Source organism: Daejeonella rubra, from assembly GCF_900103545.1.
GTDB lineage: Bacteria > Bacteroidota > Bacteroidia > Sphingobacteriales > Sphingobacteriaceae > Daejeonella > Daejeonella rubra.
The window spans coordinates 37,890-63,671 of the sequence record NZ_FNHH01000009.1 but is presented as its reverse complement, the minus strand read 5'-3'; the positions used below and the strand labels follow the sequence as shown (position 1 = coordinate 63,671).

Annotated in this window: 20 protein-coding genes; 17 read left to right on the top strand and 3 right to left on the bottom strand. The window is 37.4% G+C overall.

The annotated features are described in order from the left end of the window. Window positions 1-17: 17 nt before the first annotated feature. The 3 genes from BLR27_RS08425 to BLR27_RS08415 are packed head-to-tail and all read left to right on the top strand — an operon-like array spanning window position 18 to window position 2,796. Window positions 18-971, top strand: coding sequence for an amidohydrolase family protein (locus BLR27_RS08425; RefSeq protein ID WP_090703662.1), 954 nt, complete (start codon window positions 18-20; stop codon window positions 969-971). After that, on the top strand, window positions 961-1,767 hold the full coding sequence (locus tag BLR27_RS08420) for an amidohydrolase family protein (protein WP_090703659.1): 807 nt from the start codon (window positions 961-963) through the stop codon (window positions 1,765-1,767). Before BLR27_RS08425 ends, BLR27_RS08420 begins: the two co-directional genes overlap by 11 nt. A gap of 30 nt (window positions 1,768-1,797) precedes the next feature. After that, complete coding sequence (locus BLR27_RS08415) at window positions 1,798-2,796, top strand: Kelch repeat-containing protein (RefSeq protein ID WP_090703656.1); 999 nt, start codon at window positions 1,798-1,800, stop codon at window positions 2,794-2,796. Between the two features lie 132 nt (window positions 2,797-2,928). On the opposite strand, the gene BLR27_RS08410 is transcribed toward BLR27_RS08415, so the two are convergent. Continuing rightward, window positions 2,929-3,837, bottom strand: a complete 909-nt coding sequence (locus BLR27_RS08410) for an isochorismatase family protein (RefSeq protein ID WP_090703653.1) — start codon at window positions 3,835-3,837, stop codon at window positions 2,929-2,931. 57 nt (window positions 3,838-3,894) lie between these two features. After that, on the bottom strand, window positions 3,895-5,466 hold the full coding sequence (locus BLR27_RS08405) for a glycoside hydrolase family protein (protein WP_090703650.1): 1,572 nt from the start codon (window positions 5,464-5,466) through the stop codon (window positions 3,895-3,897). 383 nt (window positions 5,467-5,849) lie between these two features. Between BLR27_RS08405 and BLR27_RS08400 the strand changes: the two genes are divergently transcribed. The 14 genes from BLR27_RS08400 to BLR27_RS08335 all read left to right on the top strand — a co-directional run bounded on the left by BLR27_RS08400 (window position 5,850) and on the right by BLR27_RS08335 (window position 21,551). Continuing rightward, window positions 5,850-6,911, top strand: coding sequence for a substrate-binding domain-containing protein (locus BLR27_RS08400; RefSeq protein ID WP_090703647.1), 1,062 nt, complete (start codon window positions 5,850-5,852; stop codon window positions 6,909-6,911). Between the two features lie 167 nt (window positions 6,912-7,078). Then, complete coding sequence (locus BLR27_RS08395) at window positions 7,079-8,107, top strand: Gfo/Idh/MocA family protein (RefSeq protein WP_090703643.1); 1,029 nt, start codon at window positions 7,079-7,081, stop codon at window positions 8,105-8,107. Between the two features lie 99 nt (window positions 8,108-8,206). Continuing rightward, window positions 8,207-9,577: a hypothetical protein gene (locus BLR27_RS08390; protein WP_221406313.1), complete on the top strand. Its 1,371-nt coding sequence runs from the start codon at window positions 8,207-8,209 to the stop codon at window positions 9,575-9,577. Between the two features lie 96 nt (window positions 9,578-9,673). After that, window positions 9,674-11,026: a DegT/DnrJ/EryC1/StrS family aminotransferase gene (locus BLR27_RS08385; protein ID WP_090703639.1), complete on the top strand. Its 1,353-nt coding sequence runs from the start codon at window positions 9,674-9,676 to the stop codon at window positions 11,024-11,026. Between the two features lie 214 nt (window positions 11,027-11,240). Then, window positions 11,241-12,251: a metal-dependent hydrolase gene (locus BLR27_RS08380; RefSeq protein WP_090703634.1), complete on the top strand. Its 1,011-nt coding sequence runs from the start codon at window positions 11,241-11,243 to the stop codon at window positions 12,249-12,251. A gap of 141 nt (window positions 12,252-12,392) precedes the next feature. Then, the gene (locus tag BLR27_RS08375) at window positions 12,393-13,160 is read left to right on the top strand and encodes an MlaE family ABC transporter permease (RefSeq protein WP_090703631.1); all 768 of its coding nucleotides are present in this window, start codon (window positions 12,393-12,395) and stop codon (window positions 13,158-13,160) included. Between the two features lie 9 nt (window positions 13,161-13,169). Continuing rightward, window positions 13,170-13,928, top strand: coding sequence for an ABC transporter ATP-binding protein (locus BLR27_RS08370; protein WP_090703627.1), 759 nt, complete (start codon window positions 13,170-13,172; stop codon window positions 13,926-13,928). A gap of 7 nt (window positions 13,929-13,935) precedes the next feature. After that, window positions 13,936-14,928 (top strand): MlaD family protein, encoded by a 993-nt coding sequence (locus BLR27_RS08365; protein ID WP_090703622.1) that lies wholly within the window; start codon window positions 13,936-13,938, stop codon window positions 14,926-14,928. 102 nt (window positions 14,929-15,030) lie between these two features. Continuing rightward, complete coding sequence (locus BLR27_RS08360) at window positions 15,031-15,771, top strand: outer membrane lipoprotein-sorting protein (protein ID WP_090703619.1); 741 nt, start codon at window positions 15,031-15,033, stop codon at window positions 15,769-15,771. Window positions 15,772-15,788: 17 nt separating this feature from the next. Then, window positions 15,789-16,991, top strand: a complete 1,203-nt coding sequence (locus tag BLR27_RS08355; protein WP_221406312.1) for an ABC transporter permease — start codon at window positions 15,789-15,791, stop codon at window positions 16,989-16,991. 8 nt (window positions 16,992-16,999) lie between these two features. Next, window positions 17,000-18,214, top strand: coding sequence for an ABC transporter permease (locus BLR27_RS08350; RefSeq protein WP_090703612.1), 1,215 nt, complete (start codon window positions 17,000-17,002; stop codon window positions 18,212-18,214). Between the two features lie 33 nt (window positions 18,215-18,247). Continuing rightward, window positions 18,248-18,970 (top strand): ABC transporter ATP-binding protein, encoded by a 723-nt coding sequence (locus BLR27_RS08345; protein WP_090703609.1) that lies wholly within the window; start codon window positions 18,248-18,250, stop codon window positions 18,968-18,970. 15 nt (window positions 18,971-18,985) lie between these two features. Continuing rightward, entirely contained in the window at window positions 18,986-20,137 is a 1,152-nt protein-coding gene (locus BLR27_RS08340) for a hypothetical protein (RefSeq protein WP_090703606.1), read from the top strand. Between the two features lie 136 nt (window positions 20,138-20,273). Further along, window positions 20,274-21,551, top strand: a complete 1,278-nt coding sequence (locus BLR27_RS08335; RefSeq protein ID WP_090703602.1) for an acetyl-CoA hydrolase/transferase family protein — start codon at window positions 20,274-20,276, stop codon at window positions 21,549-21,551. A 147-nt stretch (window positions 21,552-21,698) separates the two neighbouring features. Here BLR27_RS08335 and BLR27_RS08330 read toward each other — a convergent pair whose 3' ends face one another. Continuing rightward, a complete protein-coding gene (locus tag BLR27_RS08330) occupies window positions 21,699-25,541 on the bottom strand; it encodes a hybrid sensor histidine kinase/response regulator (RefSeq protein ID WP_090703599.1) in 3,843 nt (1,280 codons plus the stop codon). Between the last annotated feature and the right edge of the window lie 241 nt (window positions 25,542-25,782).

Sequence of the window (25,782 nt, the reverse complement as noted above, 5' to 3'; positions counted from 1 at the left end):
ATTTCGTTAAAATTTTTATGTCAAATCTTATCAATCGAAGAAAATTTGTGACCGGGACCGCGCTTTCTGCGGCCGGTATTCTGATGTCTGATCGCGTTTTGGGGATGCATCATGCGGGTGAAACATCAGATGCATCTGTTACAGAATCAGTCGCCTCCAAATATAACCTGATGAAGGATGTGATGAAGTACAGAAAACTTGATTCACATGTTCATGCCCATTTATTTGATGGAGGCCCCGAAGGAAATATAGCATTTGCTGATCGTCTGGGAATAGACAAAATGTTTGTTTCTCTTCCAGCTTACCATGGTGTCGGTACCCCTCAAGAATTCAGGTCGTTTAATGATTTAATGCTTAAGTGCATGAAACAATATCCTGACAGGCTCATTGGGCAGTTTACAGCGAATGCCATTTATCAGAAAGAGTCGATTGAAGAAATAAAGCGCTGTGTGGATCTTGGAATGGTTGGATTAAAGGTTTATACTCAATTAAAGATCAATGATCCCCTGTTTTATCCGATCATAGAGAAAATGATCGACCTGAAGATGATCATACACATGCACGCATACACTCAGCTTGGTCTTGGCGGATACAGAATGAAATATGATACCGGAATCAGACCGAATACCTCCATACCGGAAGATTTCGTAAACATAGCAAAAAGATATCCCGAGGCTATGTTTCAGTATGCTCATATTGGTGGAGGCGGCGACTGGGAGTATGCCTGTAAATCATTTGTTCATTATCCCAATATCTATGTGGATACATCCGGCAGCAATAATCCGGAAAACATGATCGATTCTGCTATGAAACTTTTAGGTGAGGACAGGCTATTTTTTGGTTCGGATAATTGTTATTATCAGAGTGTTGGAAAGATCCTGGCATCTAACCTGACGGAGAATCAGAAAAAGAAGGTCTTTTTTGATAATTACAACGAAATTTTAAAAAAATCAGGAAGAAATGTTGATTGATATTAATGCATATGTTGGAAATTGGCCATTCCAGCAATTGAAGTACAATACTTGTGAAGCATTATACGAAAGAATGAATAAATTCGGTGTTGATGTTTCAGTGATCAGCAATCTGAATGGTATTTTTTATAAGAACACCCAATCAGCAAACGAAGAATTATACAAGGAGATCCGGTCAAACCGCAGGTTTAAAGACCGTTTTATTCCTTATGCGGTAATTAACCCGATCTATGCCGGCTGGCAGGATGATCTGGAAACCTGTATAAAAACGTATGGTTTTAAAGGGGTTAGACTTTATCCCAGATACCACGATTATGAAATTCTTGATCCGGCTTGTATTGAACTTGTAAAACGGGTTCGTGATTATGGTCTGCCAGTAGCATTCAATTACAGAATGGTGGATAGCAGGGAGCGATCATGGATGGATATTTCCAATATGAAGGGTAATGCGATCAGAGAATGGAATCTGAAGAATATTCTTCCGATTGTAAATGCTGTTCCGGATGCGAAGTATATGATCCTGAATTTTGCTAATGCAGCCAAACTGGATACAGAAGAGATGAATTTGGTCAAAAAGAGCGATCTTTTATTTGATACTTCAGGTAGGACCATTACCAATATGTCCGATTTTCTGAATCTTTATGGTTCGGATAAGTTTGCATTCGGGACTCATTCACCGATACTTGATTACCTGACCGGATTACTTCGTATTGAATCTCTTCATAGCAATGAAGCTGATGAAAATACGAAAGAAATGCTGAGGTCAGGAAATGCAAAAAAGATGCTTGGCTTCTAAGAATTGGCTTATTTAATTTCCATTATCTGTATGAAAAAACATTTCATTCTTGCTTTAATTGCCGGATTCTACGGATTTACCGGATATGCCCAGCAAAATGCGGACTGGGTTCAGGAAAGCCCTGCAGTTGCCTGGCAAGCCAGAGATTCTCAGGCAGAGCTGGTTTACAAAGATCAACTCTGGATATTCGGTGGATGGTTCAATTCTAAAGAGGCACCACCCCGCGATGTGTGGAGTTCTGCTGATGGTAGAAACTGGAACATGATCAGCAACTCAGCGCCATGGATTCATAGTGATCTTTCTATGTCCATTGTTTTTAAAAATAAAATGTGGATGATGGGAGGGTGGTATAATGGCCGTCTCGAAGGACACTCAGCAAGTAATAATGTTTGGTCTTCAACTAATGGTATTAAATGGAAGTCAGAAACAGATCATGCAGCCTGGACCCCGAGAATAGCATCAGCTATTGTGGAGTTTAAAGGCAAGATATGGGTACTGGGAGGTACAGAAAATTACTATTTCGGTGATAAGAACAGCCTGAAAAATGATGTCTGGTATTCATCAAACGGGAAGGACTGGAAACTGGCAACAGCAAATGCAGGCTGGTCGCCGCGTGCATATCATCAGGCAGTTGTTTTAAGAAATAAAATATATGTTTTTGGCGGAGGTAATTATGTTCCGGAATACCAGGCTTTTAATGATGTTTGGAGCTCTGAAGATGGAATTAACTGGGTAAAAGAAATCTCAAAAGCTCCCTGGCAGGAGCGTCTGTGGTTCAATTCAGTTGTTTACCGTGATCATATTTGGGTAATGGGTGGCTGGTCAAATAATCCGTACAAAAATCATTCGGATGTTTGGTATTCAAAAGATGGAAAAAACTGGAAAGAGTATAAAACTAAAAAGGTCTGGAAAGAGCGCCATGAAGCATCAGCCTTCGTTTTCAAGGATAAAATATGGATAGCAGGAGGGATGACGCCACCACTGGTTAATGATGTATGGTCATTGAAACTTCCGGAAGATTGGAAATGATGAACTGGAAAGATTGTTGTCTGATGTCTGTTTTCTGTTATCAGTAGTTAGTGATATAGATTACAACGGCAAATGATTAGAAATTATTCAAGTCGACTGAATTTCTGAAATATGTTTTTTTTATGGAATTGATTAGACTTTTCCTGAAAAGCCCTTGATGATTTCATCGGAGGTGACAGTGTATTGTCCGAACATTTCAAAAAACAGTAGTGCCCCATTGGTTTGCTGTAGTCCTGCCTGTGAATTTTTGCTTTCCATTCCTGTAGTACAATCGCGCACAACACTTACCTGATAACCTCTGTAATTCATTTGTAAAGCCCCGTAATCGCGGGTAATCATACATGCATTGGTATTAAAACCAGCCATGAACAGAAATAATATACCCTTTTGCTTACAGTAGCGATGTAATTCCTCTCCATATCCAATAACTGCCTCATTATTCATCGGAACAACTTTTGGGTGAAAGGTCAGCGGTGTAAGTGCATTACGCTCTGCTTCTTTTGGTTTAAAAGGGCGTCTGTAAGCATTATATGGACCGTTTAAATTACGAAACTCTTTGGGTGGCCAGCTATCAGGAACAGGTTTTAGCTCTGCTTCAGTCATTAGTTTAACCCAGTTTGGATGTGTTTTTGCGACCTGTGGTGATGGACAATGGATTACTTCCATCCCGTAATCTCTGCACTCCCTTAGGAGTGGTACATATTTTTCATTAATAATCTTCTCGGCCCTTTCTTCAGGTTCCTTCAGATAGTGTCTCTGCCAGACATCAAGTAAAACCAGCGCACATTGAGAAACAGGAATATTCCAGTCGAGATTTGCCTGCCTGGTGTTAAGCTCCAGCCATTCTTCTCCTTCGTCCACTATCCAATTATGAAATCTCGGTTTAACATGAAGTTTTTCATTACTGATTGAATGTTCAGATGTGTTAAGACTTTCTACAGCAATGGCTGGAATCGTTATTCCAATTCCTAATGCGGTTCCAAGTCCTCCCAATGAGCTTTTTTTAATAAAATCGCGTCTTGATTTATCTTTTGCAGCCATAGTTATCAGTGATTAATTTGAATTTACTGAATTTCATAATAAAAAGCCATTTCGGATTTATTTTGACGCTGAGGGAATCGTTTTCATTTTGCGTTCCCATCTCAGCAGTTCAGCAGTAAAAGCAAGATTTTCTTCTCCCCTGTTCAGATAGGTTTTTCGGATCTCATGATAAACCTCCGGATTTGCAGCTGCAAGTTCAAGCCAGCCATGTAAAATAGGGAAGTAAGCAGCATGATCACCTCCTTTACCATCAACCGCTCTCCTTATCCCGGTTCTGTCGGGAAGAAGCACATTTTTAAGAAGCGTATTTGAAAAGCGCATTAGATCCTGTTTTGTAAATACCAGGCCTTCGCGATTAGCAGCCATTATCATCGCTATATCAAGTACTCCATGGGAGCTATCCTCCATATTTGGAGCGCCTTTATAAAACATCACATTAGATGATAACTTATCTTCCGGTTTCCATCCCACAGTTGTCATAGGCTCATACCAGTAAGTCCATACATAAAGATCTCCTTCCTGATCATACTTTGAGCGGTTTTTTAGTAATTGTGACATTTTTTCTGAACGATCACGATATTCTTTTTTGCCGGTCAGGCGAAATAATGCAAGCTGTGTACTGGTATGCATGGCTAAGAAATTGATCGGCTGACCAACATTGTCGGCAGGAAAAGATTCACCTCTTTCACAGGTTAAATAATAGCCTTCACCTTGATTGGGGCCATTGCGCCATAAACGTGCATTGGCATCTTTGTAAGATTCTTCAGCAGCCTGAATAAAACGATTCGCTGCAGGCAGGAGATCCGCTAATTCTGGTTTGGATCTAGCAAATTCTGCCATTCTTAGCATAGGATTATAGATAATTCCCAAATAGCCTGTATACGCCAGAGGGATTGACTTTAAGGTGATGCTCTGAGCAACCGGTATAGTTGAATCTGAAATTTTTACCCTGATCAGGTTTGATTTGGTATCAGTATATTCTCCTGCACGTGTTGAATATGGAGACAAAGGGTCATTAACTATCTTTTCAATGAAACGTTCATCCTTTGGATCGAAACTTAGATCAGAAAAGCTCTCATTTCTCTTCCAAAATGAATTACTGATCTTCAGGTTGAAACGAGCCGGTTTCGAATCCGGGGTCAGTTCGATCTTCGTCAGATCATTGTTCGCATAAGGAGTGGAGCGGATACTTGCAACAACCTTGCCGGATGCATCCAGCAGATCCTCTTTTGCTACTACATATTTCAAACCCATACTCCAGGCCGGCCTTATTTTTCCTGAACCATCTGCGATGCCTCGTCTATCATCGCGATGGGTCAGCAAGCGGTCACCGCGCCTGGCTACCTCCTTCAAATAAGAAGGGTCCTCCGTCGCTTCATAAAGATCAACCAAAGTTTCTAAGGTGGCAGCCTCACCCCAGGCTAAAGCGCTGCCGTCCTGTCGTACAATCCATGGATCAGTGCTGGGTAATTTCGAAAATAGTTCATCGGCTCTTTTTCTGCTAATTTCGATCGGGGCTATCAATTTTTCATCAGAATCAATGTCATTTTTTTTAAATATCTGATTATCATAAGATTGGAAAGTAAATGGTATCAGAAGCAAAACCGGCAGGAAGATGTAGGGTTTCATAATTTCGGAGAATTTAAGGTGAAAGCCTTGTACTGATTATTTAAATATTTTTACGGGTACGTAAACGAATTTAATTAAATTTATGGAATGAATATCAAAGTATCAAAATTAAAACTCAGATATGCTTTTAAAATAAAGATATCAGTTAGGATGATTTCGGGTATTTAGATGAAAATTTTCAAAGTGTAAAAATGATGAAATAAGGTCTGTTTAAATGTGGTAAGCATCAATATTAAAAATTACAGCATTTTTGGAGGTATGATCTTCGTTTTATTGATTTTATGACATTCATTTCATCCTGCCTGACTTTGATTATTATGAAAAACCGGAGATATGACTTATAATTGTGTAAAAGATACACGATATTTAAATTGGGGTTTGTTATGAAAAAAAGAATTACTGAGCTAACGGGAGTAAAAGAAATTGCCAGAAGAGCAAATGTTTCAATTGCCACGGTAGACAGGGTGCTTCATAACAGAAAAGGTGTTTCTAAACAAACCAAAGAGAAAATATCTCAGATCATTGATGAGTTAAATTATAAACCTAATTTATTAGCACAGCGGCTTGCTTCCCGTAAAACTCTTCGATTAGCTACATTGATTCCTGCAAGTTCAAAGGAGACCAGCTTCTGGGATGCTCCATTGAAAGGGATTGAACAGGCAGATGATGAAATAAAGCAGTTTGGGATCATAGTTGATAAATATTTTTATGATCAGAACCTGATAGGTTCTTTTGTGGAACAGACACGAATTATACTTGAAAGTAAACCGGATGGAATTTTACTTGCTCCATCATTTATTGATGAATCGGTTGCCTTTACCAATAAATGTAAAGAATTAAACATTCCCTATGTTTTAATTGATTCTGATCTGCCCAATGATGGCAGTTTGAGTTATATCGGTCCCAATTTATATCATAGTGGTTATCTTGGTGCTCATCTGGTAAGTTATCTGGCCAAGGATAGTGATGAAATATTGATCGTAAATATCTCCAGAGAAATTGACAATCATCACCATTTGTTAAAGAAAGAGGAAGGATTCAGGGCATATTATCAAGACAACAACAAGGCAGGAAATATTATTAAACTGGATATAAAGGATACTGATCTAAAATCTATTGAAAGGAATCTAACAAGGGTATTTGATGAGCATAGTAATATAAAGATTGTATTTGTTACAAATTCAAGGGTTTCAAAGGTTGCTCATTTCATTGAACATACCCAAAAGGACGTTATTCTGATAGGTTATGATTTTCTAAAGGAGAACATAGAATATATGGATAAGGGTGTTGTTGATTTTCTTGTTTGCCAAAAACCTAAGCAGCAGGGGTACAGGGGATTGATATCATTGTATCAGCATCTGGCTTTCGGATCTCCGGTTGAAAAGATCTACTTTATGCCGATTGACATCCTGACCAAAGAAAATTCAGCCTTCTACAGAAATTAATAAATTTCTCTAAAAAACTCCTTTTCTGCTTATCTATCTCTGAGGTATCCTTGTAAAGGATTTGTTCATTTTTTTTAACTACACAGGAAGATAAATATTGTGACATTAATAAAATGATTGCTATATTCGGGTACGTAAACGTATATAATATTTAATCCTAATCTCATATGAAACAAAGCTATAATCGTCGCAAATTTATTCATTCTGCTGCTATTGCAGGAATTGGCATCGGACTTTCAGGTCCTTTAAATTCCTTTGGAAACATTAAAAAAACAGCTCAGAAGCGTGTTGGAATTATAGGTTTGGATACTTCCCATAGTGTAGCATTTGCTAAGTCACTAAATAATCCCGCAGCTGGAAGCAAATATGCAGGATATAAAGTAACTGCCGCTTATCCTCATGGAAGTAAAGATATTCAATCAAGTGTTGAGAGAATTCCGGGTTATATCGAGGATGTGAAAAAACTGGGAGTTGAGATCGTTGGTTCAATTAAGGAATTGCTGAAAAAGGTTGATGTAGTTCTTCTGGAAACAAATGATGGTCGCTTGCACCTTGAACAATCAATTGAAGTTTTCAAATCAGGAAAGAGGGTGTTTATTGACAAACCTATTGCCGCCTCATTGGCTGATGCTATGGCTATATTTAATGCAGCTGAAAAGTATAAGGTTCCTGTATTTTCGGCTTCCTCTTTGAGGTTTACCCCGGGAGCCCAGGAAATTGCAGCCGGAAAAATAGGCAAAGTACTTGGTGCGGAGACTTATAGTCCCTGTAAAATTGAAAAGACTCATCCTGATCTGTTTTGGTATGGTATACATGGTGTTGAGACCTTATTTACTGTAATGGGTGTAGGTTGTACCTCAGTAGTCCGTGTAAATTCTGAAGTCGCTGATGTTGTTGTAGGTACCTGGAAAGATAAACGAATTGGTTCATTCAGAGGTATCTATCAGGGAAAACAGGAATATGGAGGAACCGTCTTCGGCGAAAAAGGTGTTTCTGCCATTGGCGCTTATGCAGGTTATGATCCACTACTTGTAAAGATCATTGAATTCTTTGAAACCGGCATTCCTCCTGTAAGTGCTCAGGAAACATTAGAAATGTGCGCATTTATGGAAGCTGCTGATGAGAGTAAGAAAAGGGGTGGTACTTCTGTTAGCCTGGAATCTATGTTTAAAAGAGCGCTTGCAAAAAATAAATAAGTCAAATTGCAATTCATTTTTGATAATTTCAGGTTAAACTGCTTCTGATCATTGATTAAATTTTTATTAATAAGAAACAGCTTTTCAATACAATAGACGATGAGAAATATGTACAAAGTGCCTTTTATTCGTATCATAATCACTTATGTGTTTGTTCTGCAATCATTTTTACTTGCTGCTGAACCGGTACAAAGCACTCTTAAAATAGCCACTTTTGATATAGATGCTACTCCTCCAATAGGAAGCAGCCTGACCTATGATCCGATGGTCAATAGTTGGGATATGGGCTTACGTGCTAAAGGCATTGTGATCCTGGGTGCCGGCCAACCGATCGTGATGTGTTCTGTCGACTGGATTGGGATCAGTAATGATAGTCAGGATGAATTTAAACGCATAATGGCTGAAGCTGCAGGAACGATACCTTCGAGAGTGGTTGTACATGCCATTCACCAGCATGATGCACCGGCATCTGACCTGGGTGCTGAAAAATTATTAATAAATGCTGGATTAAATCCTATTGCTTTTGAAGGAACTTATACAAGGGATCTGATCAAACGTCTGGGTTTAGCGATCAGTAAATCGATAAGTCTTGCGGTACCATTTACTCATATTGGCAGGGGTGAAGCCCCTGTTTACCAGGTTGCTTCTAACCGCCGTATCCTTGGCCCCGATGGAAAGGTTAAAGCCACGCGGACTTCAGCAACACGCGATCCCGCAATGAGGGCAGAACCTGAAGGCCTGGTCGATCCCATGGTTTCTCTGATCAGTTTCTGGAATAATAATAAACCTCTTGCCGTATTAAGCTATTATGCATCACATCCGCAAAGTTATTACAGAACAGGAGTGGCAAACCCTGATTTTCCGGGAATTGCCAGGTTTATGCGTCAGCTTGCAGTTCCGGATGCCCTACATATTCATTTTAACGGCGCAGGAGGTAATCTGACAGCCGGAAAGTATAATGATGGTGCTAAAGAGAATAGGTTGATCCTCGCTGAGCGGCTTGCCGATGGAATGAAACGTGCATGGGACTTAACCAAACAGGAGCCTGTCAATGCTAGTTCAATTCAGTGGAATGTAGAATCTGTAGCATTGAAACCTGCTATTGGTATTGAAACTCTTGAAGCAAAAATGAAAACTGAAACCCCTGTTTTTGTGGCAAATAACCTTTCAAAACTGGTTTGGTTAAGGCGTTTGCAGGCAGGTAAAAAGATAGATCTTACCTGTTTAAATATTGGCAATGTAAGGATCCTGCATCTACCGGGAGAACCATTTGTTGAATATCAGTTAGCTGCAAAAGCTGAACGACCTGATCTATTTGTTGCTGTGGCAGGTTATGGTGATTATGCAGTAGGATACATTGGGAATTCAGCCGCCTATGCACAGGGTGGTTATGAAACCGGACAGGCTTCAGGTGTAACCGCTGAGGCTGAAGGAATATTAATGAAAGCGATCCGTAAACTTTTACATTGATTTAAAACCTATTTGAAATTTTTATATCAGTATCAAGACCCCTCATTACTTTGTTATTAATTAAGCTGGCCATTTTAGGCTCTAAAAATACATCTTATGAAATTTAATGACTTAAGCAGAAGAAATTTTATCGCAGCTGTAACTACTACCACAGTTGCTACAGCTTTTTCAAATGTTATTCCTGTTATGGGTAGTACATCTAAACATTCAGGAAAATTAGCATTATTTGGAGGAACACCTGTACGGGCTAAAGCATGGCCTAAATGGCCTGCAATGATCGCAGATGATAAATTAATTGAGTCTGTATTGAAGACAACCAAAAGCGGTATATGGAGTCGTATTCAGTCTCCAACCGGTACAGTTGCTACTTTCGAAAAAGAATATGCCCGTTTAATGGGTACACAGCTATGTATTGGAACAGGTTCAGGTACACAGGCTCTTGCAACTTCTGTTGAGGCCATGGATTTCGGTCCCGGTGATGAAATAATAACCTCTCCATACAGTGATTTTGGAACTGTGTCTGCAATTCTGACCAGTCGTGCACTACCTGTTCTGGCAGATCTCGACAGAGACTCTTTTCAGCTTGATCCTGATGAGGTTGAAAAAAAGATCAATAAGAATACAAAAGCTATCATTCCTGTGCATATTATGGGTATGCCATGTAATATGGAGAGGATCATGGCAATAGCCAAAAAACATAATTTGAAAGTTATTGAAGATGCTTGTCAGGCCAATTTTTCCAAATATCAGGGAAAACAAATAGGTACAATTGGTGATCTTGGATGCTTTAGCTTTCAGGCAAGTAAACAGATCACCTGTGGTGAGGGCGGAGCCATTATTGGTAATGATGCTGATCTTATGGATAGATGTTTCACAGTTCAAAATCATGGAACGAACAAGAAAGGAAGCAATGTGACCATTGGACCCAAATATAGAATGAATGAGTTTGAGGGTGCTGTATTGATGGGACAGATAGCTGGTGCAAGAGAACGTTTTGAACGCCGAAATGCGAATGCAGCTTATCTAGATTCTAAACTCAGGGGTTTCAAAGGTTTAGTGCCTCAGAAGAAATATGAGGGGACTGAAAGTTCGGGCTACTATAAATATGCGATGAGCTACCGTAAGGAGCATTTTAATAATGCCGACAGAGGTAAATTTTTGAAAGCTGTATCTGCAGAAGGGATTAATCTCAGCCCATACATAGCAAGAGGTTTTCATTCTGAACCATGGATAGATGAAATTTTAGGACTCAGAGAATATAAGGCTATGTATTCTCCATCACGGCTTAAGCGCTATAAAGAGGAAATGCAGATGCCAAATTGTGATCTGGTATGTAATGAAGAAATGGTGGTGCTTGAGGGAGTTGCGTCATTACTGGGAACAACCCAGGATATGGATGATGTGATCAATGCGATCATGAAGGTTTACGAAAACAGAGATAAACTTTAGAATTATTTCATCATTTAGATTTTTAACTATTCGAAATTGACATCTACAAGGCAGGTTTTCCTGCCTTTTTTTATTGGCTAAAATTTTCTTCAGGGCTTATTTTAATATCTGCACCATGAATTATCCCTTTAGAAACTGGTATATTTAATTGTTGTTTGTAAGAGCTTAATACTGTTTTCATCGTCAGTGGTCATAAAAGGATAGATTAAAACAAATGGATTCAATTACTCATATCGCTCTGGGTGCCTGTATGGGTGAAGCATTTGCCGGAAAAACCCTTGGCAGAAAGTCAATGCTTTGGGGTGCATTAGCTCAGAGTATTCCTGATATCGACTTTCTTGCCTCTTTCTGGATGTCAACATCCTCAAATATTCTTGCACACCGGGGCTTCACTCATTCATTTCTTTTTTGTTTCCTCATAGCCTTTATAATGGCACTTTTAGCCGAAAAATGGCATCGTCCTCATAATATCAGTCTTTTAAAGTGGTTCCTGTTTTTCAGCTCTGTGGTATTCATCCATGTATTTATAGATGCTTTTAATAATTATGGAGTGGGATGGTTTGAACCTTTTAGCCATAAGCGGATTTCATTTAATGCCATCTATGTTGCGGATCCTTTTTTTTCAATATGGCCGGGAATAGCCCTTTTTGCCTTGCTATTTCTTAAAAAGGGTCATACTCATCGGAAAAAATGGTTAAGAATGGGCTTAGGACTGAGTTCCTTGTATCTTATTTATTGTTTAGTGAACAAAGTAATGATAGACAGGGATGTTAAAAGCATATTAAGTGAAAAGAAAATAAGCTATACCAGGTACTTTACTACACCGGCTCCACTTCAGAATTGGTTATGGTATGTGGTTGCAGGAGATGATAAGGGGTATTATGTGGGTTTCCGATCCCTGTTTGATGAAAACAAGACCATTGATTTTCAATATTTTGAGAGAAATGACTTTTTACTTAACCCGATAATTGAACATGAAGACCTAAAGAACCTTATTCGCTTCTCACAGGAATTTTATACAGTTGAACATCATGGGGATAGCCTGGTTTTTAATGATCTGCGCTTTGGCCAAATTATAGGATGGCAAAATCCCAGAGGTAAGTTTGTATTTCATTATTATTTACAGCATCCGGAAGATAATGCACTGGTAGTGCAGCGTGGCCGTTTTGATGGTTGGAATATGAAAACGGCCAGGGCATTGATCGATAGGGTAAAGGGTGATTGAAAAATGTTTTTAAATAGATATCTGTACTTAAAGGTCATAAATGTGAGGTGCATCAACTTAATTATTGACTGGTATCAGTGTTTATATTAACGACAAATAATAGTTTTGTAAGGAGCATAAATTTTCGCTATTAAATAGATCATGTCTATCAGGTCAGACTTTAAATCATTCTTAGACGTTTGCGGCGAATTATTCAGATTCTCTTTGCGATTTTTCAGACATGGCTTTCAGCCACCCTATGAATTCTCCGAATTTCTTAAGCAATGTTATGTAATTGGCTATAAATCATTGCCTCTTATAGGTCTTACAGCCTTTATTATGGGAATTGTTCTTACCATGCAGCTTCAGCCCTCAATGGCAGACTATGGAGTAGAATCGCAGTTGCCCGCAATTGTAGCTATTGCTATAGTCCGGGAGGTGGGTCCTGTTATTACAGCCCTGATTTTTGCAGGAAAAATAGGAAGTAGTATTGGCGCTGAACTAGGTTCAATGAAAGTTACAGAACAGATTGATGCAATGGAAGTTAGTGGTACGAATCCTTTCAGATATCTGGTCGTTACCAGAGTTTTAGCCTGTACCTTTATGTTGCCAGTTCTGGTGATGCTTGGTGATGCTATTTCATTATATGGTGCCTATCTTGGAGTAAACATCCATACGAATACCAGCTTTAATTTATTCTGGACTCAGGTGTTTGATAATCTTGTTTTTGGAGATGTTGTACCTGCATTTATTAAAAGTTTCTTTTTTGGATTTGCAGTTGGCATTATTGGTTGTTATAAGGGGTATAACAGCAGTAAAGGAACAGAAGGAGTAGGCCGTTCTGCAAATTCTGCAGTGGTAGTTTCCTCAGTTATGATCTTTATTATTGATCTGCTTGCAGTTCAGGTTACCAATATTTTTGGGTATTAAATTCCAATTATGACTATTAAAAGGAAACTTAATGTAGTTGATGATAAGGTAATGATAATTAAAGACTTATGTAAGTCTTTTGGTAGTAATCATGTCCTGAAAGATTTTGATCTCGAATTGAAAAGAGGAGAGAGTGTGGTAGTTTTAGGAAAGTCGGGATCAGGAAAATCGGTCCTGATAAAGTGTATAATTGGATTATTAAAACCGGATAAAGGCAGTATTCAGATATTCGGAAAAAATATCCCGGATATGGGCCATGATGAGTTGGATCTTATCAGGGCTAAGGTGGGTTTCCTGTTTCAGAGTAATGCTTTGTACGACTCAATGACCGTTAGAGAGAACCTTGAGTTTCCATTACGCAGGCACTGGATCGAAGTAGCACAGGGAGAAGTTGATGAAATGGTAATGGATGCTCTGAAGGATGTTGGTCTTGCCCATACTATTGATATGATGCCAGTGGAATTATCGGGCGGAATGCGTAAGAGGATCGCTCTGGCGCGTACTTTGATATTAAAACCTGAGATCATTCTTTATGATGAGCCAACAACCGGACTGGATACTATAACCAGTAAAGAGATCATTGAGCTGATGATTGAGATTCAGCAAAAATATAATACAACCTCATTGATCATCTCACATGACATGACCTGTGTGAAAATGGCTAGTAACAGAGTGGTAATGCTGATTGATGGAAAGTGTTATATATCAGGAACTTACGATGAATTATTAAAATCTGAAGATCCAAAAGTTAAACTATTTTTTGAATAAGAATTATATGGCGAGGCAAACAATTAATAATGCTAAACTTGGTGCTTTTGTTCTGGGAGGCTTATTATTCCTGATACTTCTATTATATATGATAGGCAGGAACAGAAGCCTTTTTGGATCTACATACTTGTTAAAAGCAAGGTTTGAAAATGTTCAGGGATTAATCCCAGGCAATAATGTTCGTTATGCAGGGATACAGGCAGGAACTGTAAAAAAAATTGATATCCTGAATGATACCACTATCGAAGTCTCGATGATCATCGAAACAAAAATGGAGAATATCATACGGAAAGATGCAATTACCTCGATCGGTACCGATGGTTTAGTGGGTAATAAGGTGATAAATATTGTTCCTGGAAGATCAAATGCAGCTATAGCGATCGAAGGTGATTTGCTGGCTACAAAAAAAGCCCTAGACACTGACGAAATATTAAATACCCTTTCCAACACAAATAAAGATGTAGCGATCATAGTATCAGGATTAAAGTCTACGGTAGAACGTATCAACAACAGTTCTGCCCTATGGACTTTGTTAAGTGACGAAACAATTCCCGCAGATATTCGGAATTCAGCAACAAATATTCGACTTGCTACCTCTAAGGCCAGTATGATGACGAATGACCTGCATGCTATTATTGGAGATATAAAAGACGGTAAAGGTTCTGCAGGTATACTTTTAAAAGATACTGCCTTTGCATATAATCTTAATGAAGCAGCAATGAAAATGAGATCAGTAGGTGTTCAGGCAGATAATTTAAGTACTCAGCTTAATTCCCTGGTTTCCGGGATACAGAATGATATTAACACTGGCAAAGGTCCGGCAAATTCCCTTCTTAAAGATACCTCAATGGTTAATAAACTGAATAAAAGCCTGGATAACATTCAAATGGGAACCGATGGGTTTAACCAGAACATGGAAGCCTTGAAAAAATCATTCCTCTTCAGAGGATATTTCAGGCGTCAGGAAAAACAAAAAGAGGCTGCTAAACGTCTTCCTTAATATTCTTTGGTGTTGTTAAAGCTCTGAAAATAAAGGGTTTTACAGGTATTTTAATTTAAGAAATGCTAAATCAATTTGGGGTCTGACCTAAACATAGAACCAATGATCCATTTTCTCTATTTCATATTATTTCATTTTTTTTATTCCTTTCAGGTAAATGATGCAAAGGATATAGTAAAAAAGGCAGATGAAAAAATGCGTGGAAGTACCATGCAGGCAGAGATCATTATAAAAACTATCAGGCCGACCTGGTCGAGGGAAATGCATTGCAAAATCTGGGAAAAAGGTAATGATCTGGCATTGATCCTGATCCAGGCACCTGTACGAGATAAAGGAATTTCCTTCCTGAAAAGAAAAAAGGAAGTTTGGAACTGGCTTCCAACCCTTGAACGCACTATTAAACTTCCACCATCTATGATGAGCCAAAGCTGGATGGGTACTGATTTTACGAATGATGATCTGGTTAAAGAATCATCAGTCGTAGATGATTACAATCATAAGATCATTGGTGATACTCTGATTCAGGAAAGATCTTGTTTTATTATACAAATGATCCCCAGGCCGGAAGCTGCTGTGGTTTGGAGTAAAGTCATCATTTGCATTGACAAGAAAGATTTTTTGGAACTGCATAGCCGCTTTTATGATGAGGAGGGAGATTTGATCAATACAATGAACAGCTTTGATATTAAAATGATGCATGATCGAATCATTCCGACACGCTTTGAGATGATTCCAGCAGATAAAAAGGGACAAAAGACAATAATGATCTATAAAAATATACAATATAACAGTCCCATTGCGGATAACTTCTTTTCTATAGTACAAATGAAAATGCTTAAATAAATATGTGGCTGTTTAGAATGGCATGGAAAAATATCTGGCGTAATCGCAGCCGGACTATAATTACTATGGCTGCTATATTTTTTGCTGTTATACTATCTATTCTGGCAAATAGCCTCAAAGATGGTGTCTTTAATAACTTAATTAAGAATGTCGTTAGTTTTTACAGTGGCTATGTTCAAGTTCACAAGCAAGGCTATTGGGATGAACAAATTCTTGATAATAGCTTTGAAGTCTCTCAGACTATTGAATCCAGGATTCTGAAGAATCCCAATATTAGTTCTTTAACAGGCCGGCTTGAATCATTTGCGCTGTCCTCTTCGGAAGAACTTACCAAAGGTTGTCTGATTATTGGTATTGACCCGGAAAGAGAGAATTTGATCACTTCCTTGAAAAGTAAAGTGATTGATGGTCAGTATATTAAAAATAGTGATCTATCTGTATTATTATCTGAAGGACTTGCTGCCCGATTAAAATTAAAGGTTAATGATACGATCGTTTTGCTCGGACAGGGATATCATGGTGCCACAGCAGCAGGCAAATATCCAATTAAGGGAATATTGAAATTTGGTTCACCTGATCTGAACGACAAAACATTATTTATGCCTCTGCCTTTGAGTCAGGATCTCTTTCAGGCTTATGGTAATATTACTTCCTATATTTTATCCTTAAAAGATACTGAAGCACTGGATGCCACTGCAGGTTCGCTGCGCAAAAATTTAGGTGCCGATTATGAAGTGAAAACATGGGAGGAAATTATGCCCGATATCAGGCAGCATATTAAAGCCGATTCCAATAATATGTTCTATGTGCTAGCCATATTGTATATGCTCATCTGTTTCGGAATATTTGGAACTATTCTGATGATGATGGAGGAACGAAAATTTGAATTAGGCATGCTGGTGGCTATTGGAATGAAGAAATCACTACTGATTGTTTTGCTATTGATCGAATCTGTACTTACCGTATTTGCCGGATGTATTCTGGGTGTTTTAATTAGTATTCCCCTTATTTATTATTTAAAGATTCATCCAATAAAGTTTCAGGGGGAAACTGCAGCTGCTTATGAGCAATTTGGTTTCGAGGCAATTTTTCCCGCTTCGACTGATTATAACATCTTTTTGAATCAGAGTTTGATTGTACTGCTAATTGGATTGATACTTTCTTTATACCCGGTCTATAAAATTATCCGTTTGGATCCGATTAATTCAATGAAAAGATAGGAGGGGAAATGATAGTAATAATGGCATGGCGTAATATATGGCGTAATAAAACGAGGAGTATTGTGATCATGTTGTCCATTGCGATCGGCCTGTTTTCAGGAATTGCTATTCTCGCTCTGTACGCAGGTATGATGAATAGCAGGGTTCGGACTGTAATAGATGTGGAGGTGGGGCATTTGCAAATACATCATCCTGAATTCAAAAAGGATTATAAACCGGAATATACAATTCATGATGGCCTTAAGATGTTGAAAAGCTTGACTTCAATGCCTGAAGTTAAATTGGCTGTTCCAAGAAGTATTGCAACTGGTATGCTTAGCACTCCCGGTGGAAGTTCAGGTGTTCAGATTAATGGTATTATTCCTGCTCAGGAATATTTAGTATCTAAACTCAGGGATAAAATTATTGCAGGAAATATCTTCAGCCCTGCAAAGAGAAACCAGATAATAATAGGGAAGAAGCTGGCCGATAAACTTAAACTCAATATTGGTTCTAAACTGGTGTTGACCTTTACTGATTCCAGTGACGAAATCGTTTCCGGGGCTTTTCGGGTAAGCGCAATCTATCAAAGTAATAATGCCCCACTGGATGAAGTAAATGTTTATATCACCATGAAGGAAATAAACAGTATGCTTAAAATTGGAGATGAATTTCATGAAATTGTTTTGATCCTCAAGCAGGATGATTATATGGATACTTTTCAGTCGCGATTATCCAAAAGGTTTATTAACTCTAAAATAGAGACCTGGAGGGAAATTTCTCCAGAAACAAACCTGCTGGTCAAAACAACCGATCAGTATTCTTACATCATCATGGTTATCGTAATGCTTGCACTTGCATTTGGTATTATAAATACCATGCTTATGGCTATCCTGGAACGAACAAAAGAGATCGGAATGATGCTGGCTTTAGGAACCAACCGTATCAGGATATTCTTTCTTGTTTTACTGGAAACCTTCATGCTGACCTTTGTGGGTACACCTGTTGGCATTCTTTCGTCCTGGGCTATTATATCCTATTTCAATAAAAAAGGACTTGATCTGTCGGGAATGGGGAATGAGATGATGAATAGTTTTGGATTTGATTCTATGATCTATCCTGAGTTTCCTGTTGATAAGATCCTGAATGTTTTTTTAATAGTCTTTTTAACAGCTCTCTTTTCCTGTCTGTTTCCGGCTTTAAAAGCATTAAGCTTACAACCAGTAGAAGCTTTGAGGAGATAAATGAAAATATTTTGAATTTTAAATGAATCAGATATGGATACGGTAATTGATGCCCATAATGTCAGCAAGGTTTATAATAAAGATACAATTCCTGTTTATGCCGTTAATAATGTTCACCTCCACCTGGAAAGGGGTGAGTTTACGGCTCTGGTTGGGCCATCGGGATCGGGAAAAACTACCTTATTGAACATGATTGGCGGTTTAGATAAGCCTGATGAAGGAAATATTTATATTAATGGTCAGGATATTACTCAATTATCAGCAAATGCTTTGATTGATTTCAGACTTCGGAATATTGGTTTTGTATTTCAATCATTCAATTTAATTCCTGTATTAACTGCAAAAGAAAATGTGGAGTTTATCATGCAGCTTCAAAAAATAAAGAGGAAGGATCGTGATGCCAGGGTCAATCAACTTTTTAAGCAAATTGATATGGAGGAAAAGCTCAACGAGAGGCCCTCAAAACTTTCAGGAGGCCAACAACAAAGGGTAGCAGTAGCCAGAGCGCTAGCATCCAAGCCTCAATTCATTCTGGCGGATGAACCAACCGCAAATCTTGATACTAAATCTGCTTCCAATCTATTGGATATTATGGCCAGGCTGAACAAGGAAGAGAATATTACATTTCTGTTTTCTACACATGATCAGAGGGTTATTGACCGGGCCAGAAGAGTGATCACCCTGGTAGATGGAAGAATAGTGAATGATACCTCGGTTGTATCTACCAGTCACATGGAGGATAAATTGCATAATTAAAAACCTACCATTAAAATGAGAAAGTGGATACAGGTGTTAGGCTATGTATTATTGAGTTCCAGGGTTCTGGGACAAGATAGTACAACTGTATCTGATAAATTCCTTGTCAATGGTTATATCAAAGATCTTCAGTCAGTTCATTTTAAAGGAAAGTTTAGCGATAGTTATTTCGGAAATATTGTTCATAACCGATTGAATTTCAAGTATATTCCTTTTGAAAAATTTACAGCCACAACAGAAATCAGAACTCGTCTGTTTTGGGGTGGAGAAGTGAAGCGCATCCCTGGTTTTGAGTCGTTCCTGAGAAATAATAATGAGAAATTAAACTTACAAAAGGCCTGGAAACTAAATAGCTCAATGGTATTGCATACAAATATTGAACGTTTAAATATTAATTATGCGGATGCCGGATTGAACATCAGAATTGGAAGACAACGAATCAATTGGGGTGTCACGAGCACCTGGAATCCGAACGATATTTTTAATGCCTTTAATTTTTTAGATTTTGATTACGAAGAAAGAGCCGGTATTGATGGTGCCAATGTCCAGTATGCATTTGAGAATAGGAGTGGTCTTGAAATTGCTTATGCTAATACAGGTAAGGCTGAACAGATAGTTGCATTGAAATATTCCTTGAATAAATTGAACTACGATATTCAGTTTATTGGTGGATCATATAAAAATAGGCTAACAGCGGGAGCTGGTTGGGCAGGTTACATACAGGACGCTGGATTTAAAGGGGAAGTTCAATATTTTTTGCCCCAAAAAGGAACAACAGGTCATGTCAATATGGTAATTGAAGGTGATTATATGTTTAAAAATGGCTGGTATCTGAGCGCAGGATTTTTGTACTTTAACATGGGTTTATCAGAATCTGTTACTGATTGGAATCAGATTGATCTCAGACTCTCACCTGAAAATCTGATGCCAACGAAATGGAATTCTTTAATCAGTGTTGCAAAAGAGATAAATCCTTTATTATCAGTTAATTGTACTGCACTCTATTCTCCAGGAACCAATTTGTTAATTCTTTACCCATCTTTGCAATATAATTTAGCAACAAATTTAGATATGAACTTTGTTTGGCAATCATTTTTCGCTGAATTAAATACAGATTTTAAAGCGGTGAATCATCAGGGATTTGTTCGGGCAAAGTGGAATTTCTGAGTTTGTAAATTGAACTAATTAAGTGCATTCATAATCAACAAAAAACCTGCATGAGCAATAGGGATTTTTCAAAGGCTGCATAGTTAGCTGATGTTTATAATTAAGATATTAGCCTGGGTTTGGTTTATAAAGAAAAATGGAAATAAAATATCAATCAGCAGAAGATGCTGTCAAATTTATTCAAAGTGGACATCGGGTTTTTGTCCATGGTAGCGCTGCTACTCCTTTAAATCTGCTGAAGGCACTTTTAAAGAGGAGTGGAGAACTAAAGAACGTTGAATTAGTTAGTATAACAACTTTAGGAGATAATGTGTTCAATCATCCGGATTTTGGGAAAAGCTTTTTTATTAATTCACTTTTCGTTTCACAAAATGTACGGACTATAGTTAATAGTGATTTTGGCGATTATATTCCTGTTTTCCTGAGTGAGATACCCTTATTGTTTGAGAAAAATATTTTACCTCTGGATATTGCCTTGATTCACGTTTCTCCACCGGATAAACATGGATTTTGTTCTTTAGGTACGTCCGTGGATATTGCCAGATCAGCTGTGAAATATGCGAAAAATATCATTGCACAGGTTAACACTCAGATGCCACGCACACACGGTGATGGGATAATTCATATCAGTGAGATTCATACGCTTGTTCAGGTAAATGAAGCTCTGCCTGAAGTAAGTTATAGCTCCAGAGTGGATGAAGGTACCATGACCATCGGGCGTTACTGCGCCGGACTCATTGAAGATGGATCCACTTTGCAAATGGGTATTGGAGCAATTCCAGATGCAGTTCTTTCCTGCCTGACAAACCATAAAGATCTGGGGATTCATACTGAAATGTTTTCAGATGGTGTAATTCCACTTGTTGAAAGTGGTGTAGTTAATAATAAATACAAGAAAAAACACAGAGGAAAGATCGTTACAGGATTTGCCATTGGTACACGTAAATTATATGATTTTGTAGATGATAATCCTCAGGTAGTGTTTTTGGAAATTGATTATGTTAATGATACCAAGATAATACGAACTAACCCTAAGGCTGTAGCCATCAATTCGGCCATTGAGATAGACCTTACCGGTCAGATTTGTTCTGACTCGATAGGGACTTATCAATATTCAGGAGTAGGCGGACAAATTGACTTTATGAGAGGTGCTGCTTTATCTGAAGGAGGCAAGCCCATTATTGCTTTGGCATCCACAACAAAAAACGGGGAATCTAAGATCGTTCCATTTTTAAAAGAAGGAGCGGGAGTGGTAACTACCAGAGCACATGTGCATTATGTGGTCACAGAATATGGAGTAGCTTATTTATTCGGCAAAAATTTGAGACAAAGAGCTATGGCTCTGATTGGGATTTCACATCCGGCACATAGGGAGTGGCTTGAAAAGGAAGTGATTAAAAGATTTGGAAAATAAAATATTCGCTAAAAAACAGATCGTTTTTTTTAATTCTTCAGCATGTTTTTTTAAAAACAAAGTTCATGATAGGTTTAATTTAATAAAGAGGGAATTCACAAAAGTATTTCTACCGTGTGTCATTTTTAAAGATGTTTCCCAATATAATTATAGTGATACTTTCTGAAGATGATGATGGTAAAGTTCCTGAAGACTTTGAACCAGGAGCTTTAGATCAATAGGTTTTGTTAAAAAGCTATTTGCACCAGCATTCAAACAGCTTTCTCTATCTTCATTTGATGAATTAGCAGTTAAAATAATAATATTGGGCTTTTCACCATATAGACTTCTGATTAATCTGGTAGCCTCTAAACCATCCATGTTGGGCATTTGCATATCCATTAAAACCAGATCATAATTTTTTAATTGCATCATTTCCAGAGTCTCCTGACCATCAGATGCCAGATCAGGGTTATATCCAAGCTTATTCAGGATCATAAGGATCAATTTTTGATTCATTAAATTATCTTCTGCCACCAGAATATTAAATGGATGTTCAGATGCAAATTTATGCTGCAGGATGATCCCATCTTTTGTTTTGTGTGAATTTTCAATGATGGTTCCTTTTTTTGAATCATTTTCCTTGAATGCCTCTTTGCAAAAAATATTAAATATTACACTGGTACCTACATCTTTGGTACTTTGAATATGAATATTGCCGTTCATCATTTTAACAAGACGTTCACAAATAACAAGCCCCAATCCTGTGCCGCCATATTTACGGCTTATCGAGGAATCTAGCTGATGAAATGCCTTAAACAAATTGTAATGCTGATCTTCAGGAATTCCTATACCGGTATCCTTTATTACAAAACAAATATCCTGTCCATCATTTGTCCTACTATTCAAACTAACATCGATAAATATTTCTCCTTTGACTGTGAATTTTACCGCATTACCAACCAAATTGAGCAGTATTTGTCTAAGACGTAAGCTATCACTGCATAAATGTTCAGAAATTGATTCATCAATGCGATATCTAAGTTTAACCCCTGATTTCTTGATCTTAAGTTCAAACAGCAAAAACACGTCTTCAATAACCTTTCTTAAAGTAAAGGTATGCTCGTCTAATTCAAACTTTCCTGATTCGATCTTTGAAAAATCAAGTACATCATTTATAACTGTTAACAGGGACTTACCACTTTCTTTGATGGACTCTGCATACTCGGTTTGTACCTTAGTTAATTTGGTTTCTGTTAGCAGAGAAGCCATCCCAAGTACACCATTCATAGGAGTTCTGATCTCATGACTCATAGTAGCCAAAAATGTACTTTTTGCCAGATTTGCCTTTTCTGCTTCCTGTTTTAAATTTTCAGCGAGAAACCGTGCATTTTGTTCCTGCTTCTTTTGCTCAATCAGGATCTCGGTTTGTTTCTTCAGTTCTTCGTTCAGGCTCTGAACATTTTCCGCCTGTTTGCTGATCTCAGAAGTACGTTCGGTAACTAATTTTTCTAATTCGATCTTTTGTTTTTGAACAGTACTAATCTGAAACCGGAAAAATAAATAAGTGATTCCAATTACTAATAAAATGACTAAACCTCTAAACCACCAGGTCATCCAATAGGGAGGAGAAATATGAATGATGAGGCTGATACCGTCATTATTCCAGATATTGTTTTCATTCGAAGCTTTTAGTCTGAATACATAAGTTCCTGGATCTAAGTTGGTATAGGTGGCTTTGCGTTCTGTTCCAACATAGTTCCATTCCTCATCGAATCCTTCAAGTTTGTAGGCGTAGTTGTTATTTTCTGAAATGGTGTAATCCAATGCCGCATAAGATATTGTAAATACCGATTGTGAATATTTTAATTTTATTTCCTTTGCCAGGATAAGACTTTCATTTAAAGGAGAATTATCCTCACCTATCTTCACAACTTTATTTAATACTTCAAGGCTTCTAAAAGCAATTTTAGGCTTGTTTTTGTTATACTTTATATTCTGGGGATCAATAATATTGAATCCATTTATACTTCCTAATACTATCTCTCCACTTTTTAATTTGATACCGGAAGCCATATTAAACTCCATGCTTTTAAGCCCATTGAACCTCCCGAAATTCTTGAAAAGTTCATTAACCGGATCCATTCTAACAACTCCCTGATTCGTACTTAACCAGATAAAACCACTATTGTCCTCACTTATATAGTTTATCGTGTTATTCCTCAGGCCATTATCCTCAGAATATGAATCAAAGGTTTTTGTTTTGAGATTGTATTTATTAAGCCCCTTTTCCATAGTTCCAATCCACATATTGCCTTTGGAATCTTCTGATAGAACACTTGTTATATTGCTGTTTAGTTTACTATTTGAAGTGTTTAAATGGGCGAATTTTTCTGTGACAGGATCAAAAATGCTGAGCCCGTTTGTATATCCGGAAATCCAGATATGACCGCGCTTGTCTTCATATATATATTGAATACTATTGTCGGCTATTGACCCTGGATCGTTCTTATCATTGATATATTTTGTGAAGGTTTTTTTAACTGGGTCAAATACATTGACTCCACCACCATCTGTACCAATCCAGATCTTTCCGCTTCTATCTTCAAGTAATGAATAAGTATAATTTGTATTCAGGTTAAATTGACCTTTACCTGCTTTATAATGTTTGAATTTTCCAGTACGGATATCAAGATAATCAAGTCCATTGGATGATGTTGCTACCCATACACCGGTATTTTTCCTGTTGACCAGTACTGCTGCCGTATAGTTACTTGTCAGACTACCTGCATCAGCAGAGGAATGCTTAAATGAAATATATGAACCATCTGATCGGTTATAATATTCCAGCCCTGCATCAGTTGCCAAATAGATGTTTCCTTTAATGTCTTCGGAAATACCTCTCACAATATTCTTTGCAGAAGGGGTATTGGTAACAGAATACTTAAAAGCAGGAAAATAGGTTAAGTTTCGGTCATATTTAATAACACCTTCACTTGAAGTTCCTATCCATAGAATTCCTGAATTATCTTCTAATAAAGAATATATACCATCATTGGGAGTTAAATTCTCATTTCCTGAATTATCATTAATGGAAATGACATTTTTATTTCTAATATCAAATAGCTGAAGGGTGGTATTGGATCCAACCCATATTTTTTGATTCCTTGAACTGGCAAGTGCATAAACAGGATTAACACCATTAGATGAATTTTTATCTTTTTCTATAGCATAATATGTTAACTCGCCTGTTAGTGTATTTACATGATTTAAACCATAGGAAGTTCCAATCCAGAGTTGTTTATGATCATCCTCTACAATAGCATTAATATAGGAATTGGAAGGATTTTTAATTTCGTCATTAGAAAATCTTTTCCAGGTTCTTTTATCTTTATTTAAAAGGTTTAAACCTTTATCCGTTCCTACCCAAATATTGTTTAGGTGATCTTCAAAAATTGAAAGTACGTTGGAACTGCTCAGACTATTTTTTTCTGAGTTCTTATTAAAGTATTTATGAAAATTTCCAGTCTTTTCATCGAATACATTCAGACCAGATTCTGTACCAATCCAAAGTGATCCATCTTTAGCAATAAATACCTTATTAACCTTATTACTGCTTAATGAGTTAGAGTTACCAGGTTCATGACTATAATTGATAAAAATGTTTTTAGTTCTTACAAATTTACTTATTCCAAAGGCTCTTGTACCAAGCCAAAGGTTTCCATTTATATCTTCAGTAATACTTTGAATATGATTTGCTGGCAATGAAGACTTATTATTTGAGGAGTGCTTGAAAATTTCAAACTTAAATCCATCATATTTATTAAGTCCGTCTTGTGTAGCAAACCAAATAAAACCAAATTTATCTTTTTGTATTGCAAGAATAGTATGTTGAGAAAGGTCATTTGAACTGTTTATTGCATTCAGATTTAGTGTCAGTTTTTGGGAATAGACCGTGAATGCCGATAAGACAGCAGAAAGTAAGAATATAAAAAAAAATTTAACCTTCATTGACCCGATTAATTGACAAAACTTATGCCCTGCATTAATTATCCGGACCTGATTGAAGCAAATCAATTATTTATTCATTATTTCAATAAATAGAGGCTTTGGGCGGTGATTTCCAATCTATTGAGTATAAATATTAAAATGTAAGGGATTTAAAAATATAAAATATTGGGTATTATTTTACCCGAAATGTGGATATAATTACCCTAAGTCTAATTATTTTCAGGTCTGTATCTTTTTGCTT

What these genes read in the sequence shown, in the direction of transcription:
- BLR27_RS08425 (WP_090703662.1), top strand. Translation starts at nt 18, where the DNA reads ATGTCAAATCTTATCAATCGAAGAAAATTTGTGACCGGGACCGCGCTT.
- BLR27_RS08420 (WP_090703659.1), top strand. Translation starts at nt 961, where the DNA reads ATGTTGATTGATATTAATGCATATGTTGGAAATTGGCCATTCCAGCAA.
- BLR27_RS08415 (WP_090703656.1), top strand. Translation starts at nt 1,798, where the DNA reads ATGAAAAAACATTTCATTCTTGCTTTAATTGCCGGATTCTACGGATTT.
- BLR27_RS08410 (WP_090703653.1), bottom strand. Translation starts at nt 3,837, where the DNA reads ATGGCTGCAAAAGATAAATCAAGACGCGATTTTATTAAAAAAAGCTCA.
- BLR27_RS08405 (WP_090703650.1), bottom strand. Translation starts at nt 5,466, where the DNA reads ATGAAACCCTACATCTTCCTGCCGGTTTTGCTTCTGATACCATTTACT.
- BLR27_RS08400 (WP_090703647.1), top strand. Translation starts at nt 5,850, where the DNA reads ATGAAAAAAAGAATTACTGAGCTAACGGGAGTAAAAGAAATTGCCAGA.
- BLR27_RS08395 (WP_090703643.1), top strand. Translation starts at nt 7,079, where the DNA reads ATGAAACAAAGCTATAATCGTCGCAAATTTATTCATTCTGCTGCTATT.
- BLR27_RS08390 (WP_221406313.1), top strand. Translation starts at nt 8,207, where the DNA reads ATGAGAAATATGTACAAAGTGCCTTTTATTCGTATCATAATCACTTAT.
- BLR27_RS08385 (WP_090703639.1), top strand. Translation starts at nt 9,674, where the DNA reads ATGAAATTTAATGACTTAAGCAGAAGAAATTTTATCGCAGCTGTAACT.
- BLR27_RS08380 (WP_090703634.1), top strand. Translation starts at nt 11,241, where the DNA reads ATGGATTCAATTACTCATATCGCTCTGGGTGCCTGTATGGGTGAAGCA.
- BLR27_RS08375 (WP_090703631.1), top strand. Translation starts at nt 12,393, where the DNA reads ATGTCTATCAGGTCAGACTTTAAATCATTCTTAGACGTTTGCGGCGAA.
- BLR27_RS08370 (WP_090703627.1), top strand. Translation starts at nt 13,170, where the DNA reads ATGACTATTAAAAGGAAACTTAATGTAGTTGATGATAAGGTAATGATA.
- BLR27_RS08365 (WP_090703622.1), top strand. Translation starts at nt 13,936, where the DNA reads ATGGCGAGGCAAACAATTAATAATGCTAAACTTGGTGCTTTTGTTCTG.
- BLR27_RS08360 (WP_090703619.1), top strand. Translation starts at nt 15,031, where the DNA reads ATGATCCATTTTCTCTATTTCATATTATTTCATTTTTTTTATTCCTTT.
- BLR27_RS08355 (WP_221406312.1), top strand. Translation starts at nt 15,789, where the DNA reads ATGGCATGGAAAAATATCTGGCGTAATCGCAGCCGGACTATAATTACT.
- BLR27_RS08350 (WP_090703612.1), top strand. Translation starts at nt 17,000, where the DNA reads ATGATAGTAATAATGGCATGGCGTAATATATGGCGTAATAAAACGAGG.
- BLR27_RS08345 (WP_090703609.1), top strand. Translation starts at nt 18,248, where the DNA reads ATGGATACGGTAATTGATGCCCATAATGTCAGCAAGGTTTATAATAAA.
- BLR27_RS08340 (WP_090703606.1), top strand. Translation starts at nt 18,986, where the DNA reads ATGAGAAAGTGGATACAGGTGTTAGGCTATGTATTATTGAGTTCCAGG.
- BLR27_RS08335 (WP_090703602.1), top strand. Translation starts at nt 20,274, where the DNA reads ATGGAAATAAAATATCAATCAGCAGAAGATGCTGTCAAATTTATTCAA.
- BLR27_RS08330 (WP_090703599.1), bottom strand. Translation starts at nt 25,541, where the DNA reads ATGAAGGTTAAATTTTTTTTTATATTCTTACTTTCTGCTGTCTTATCG.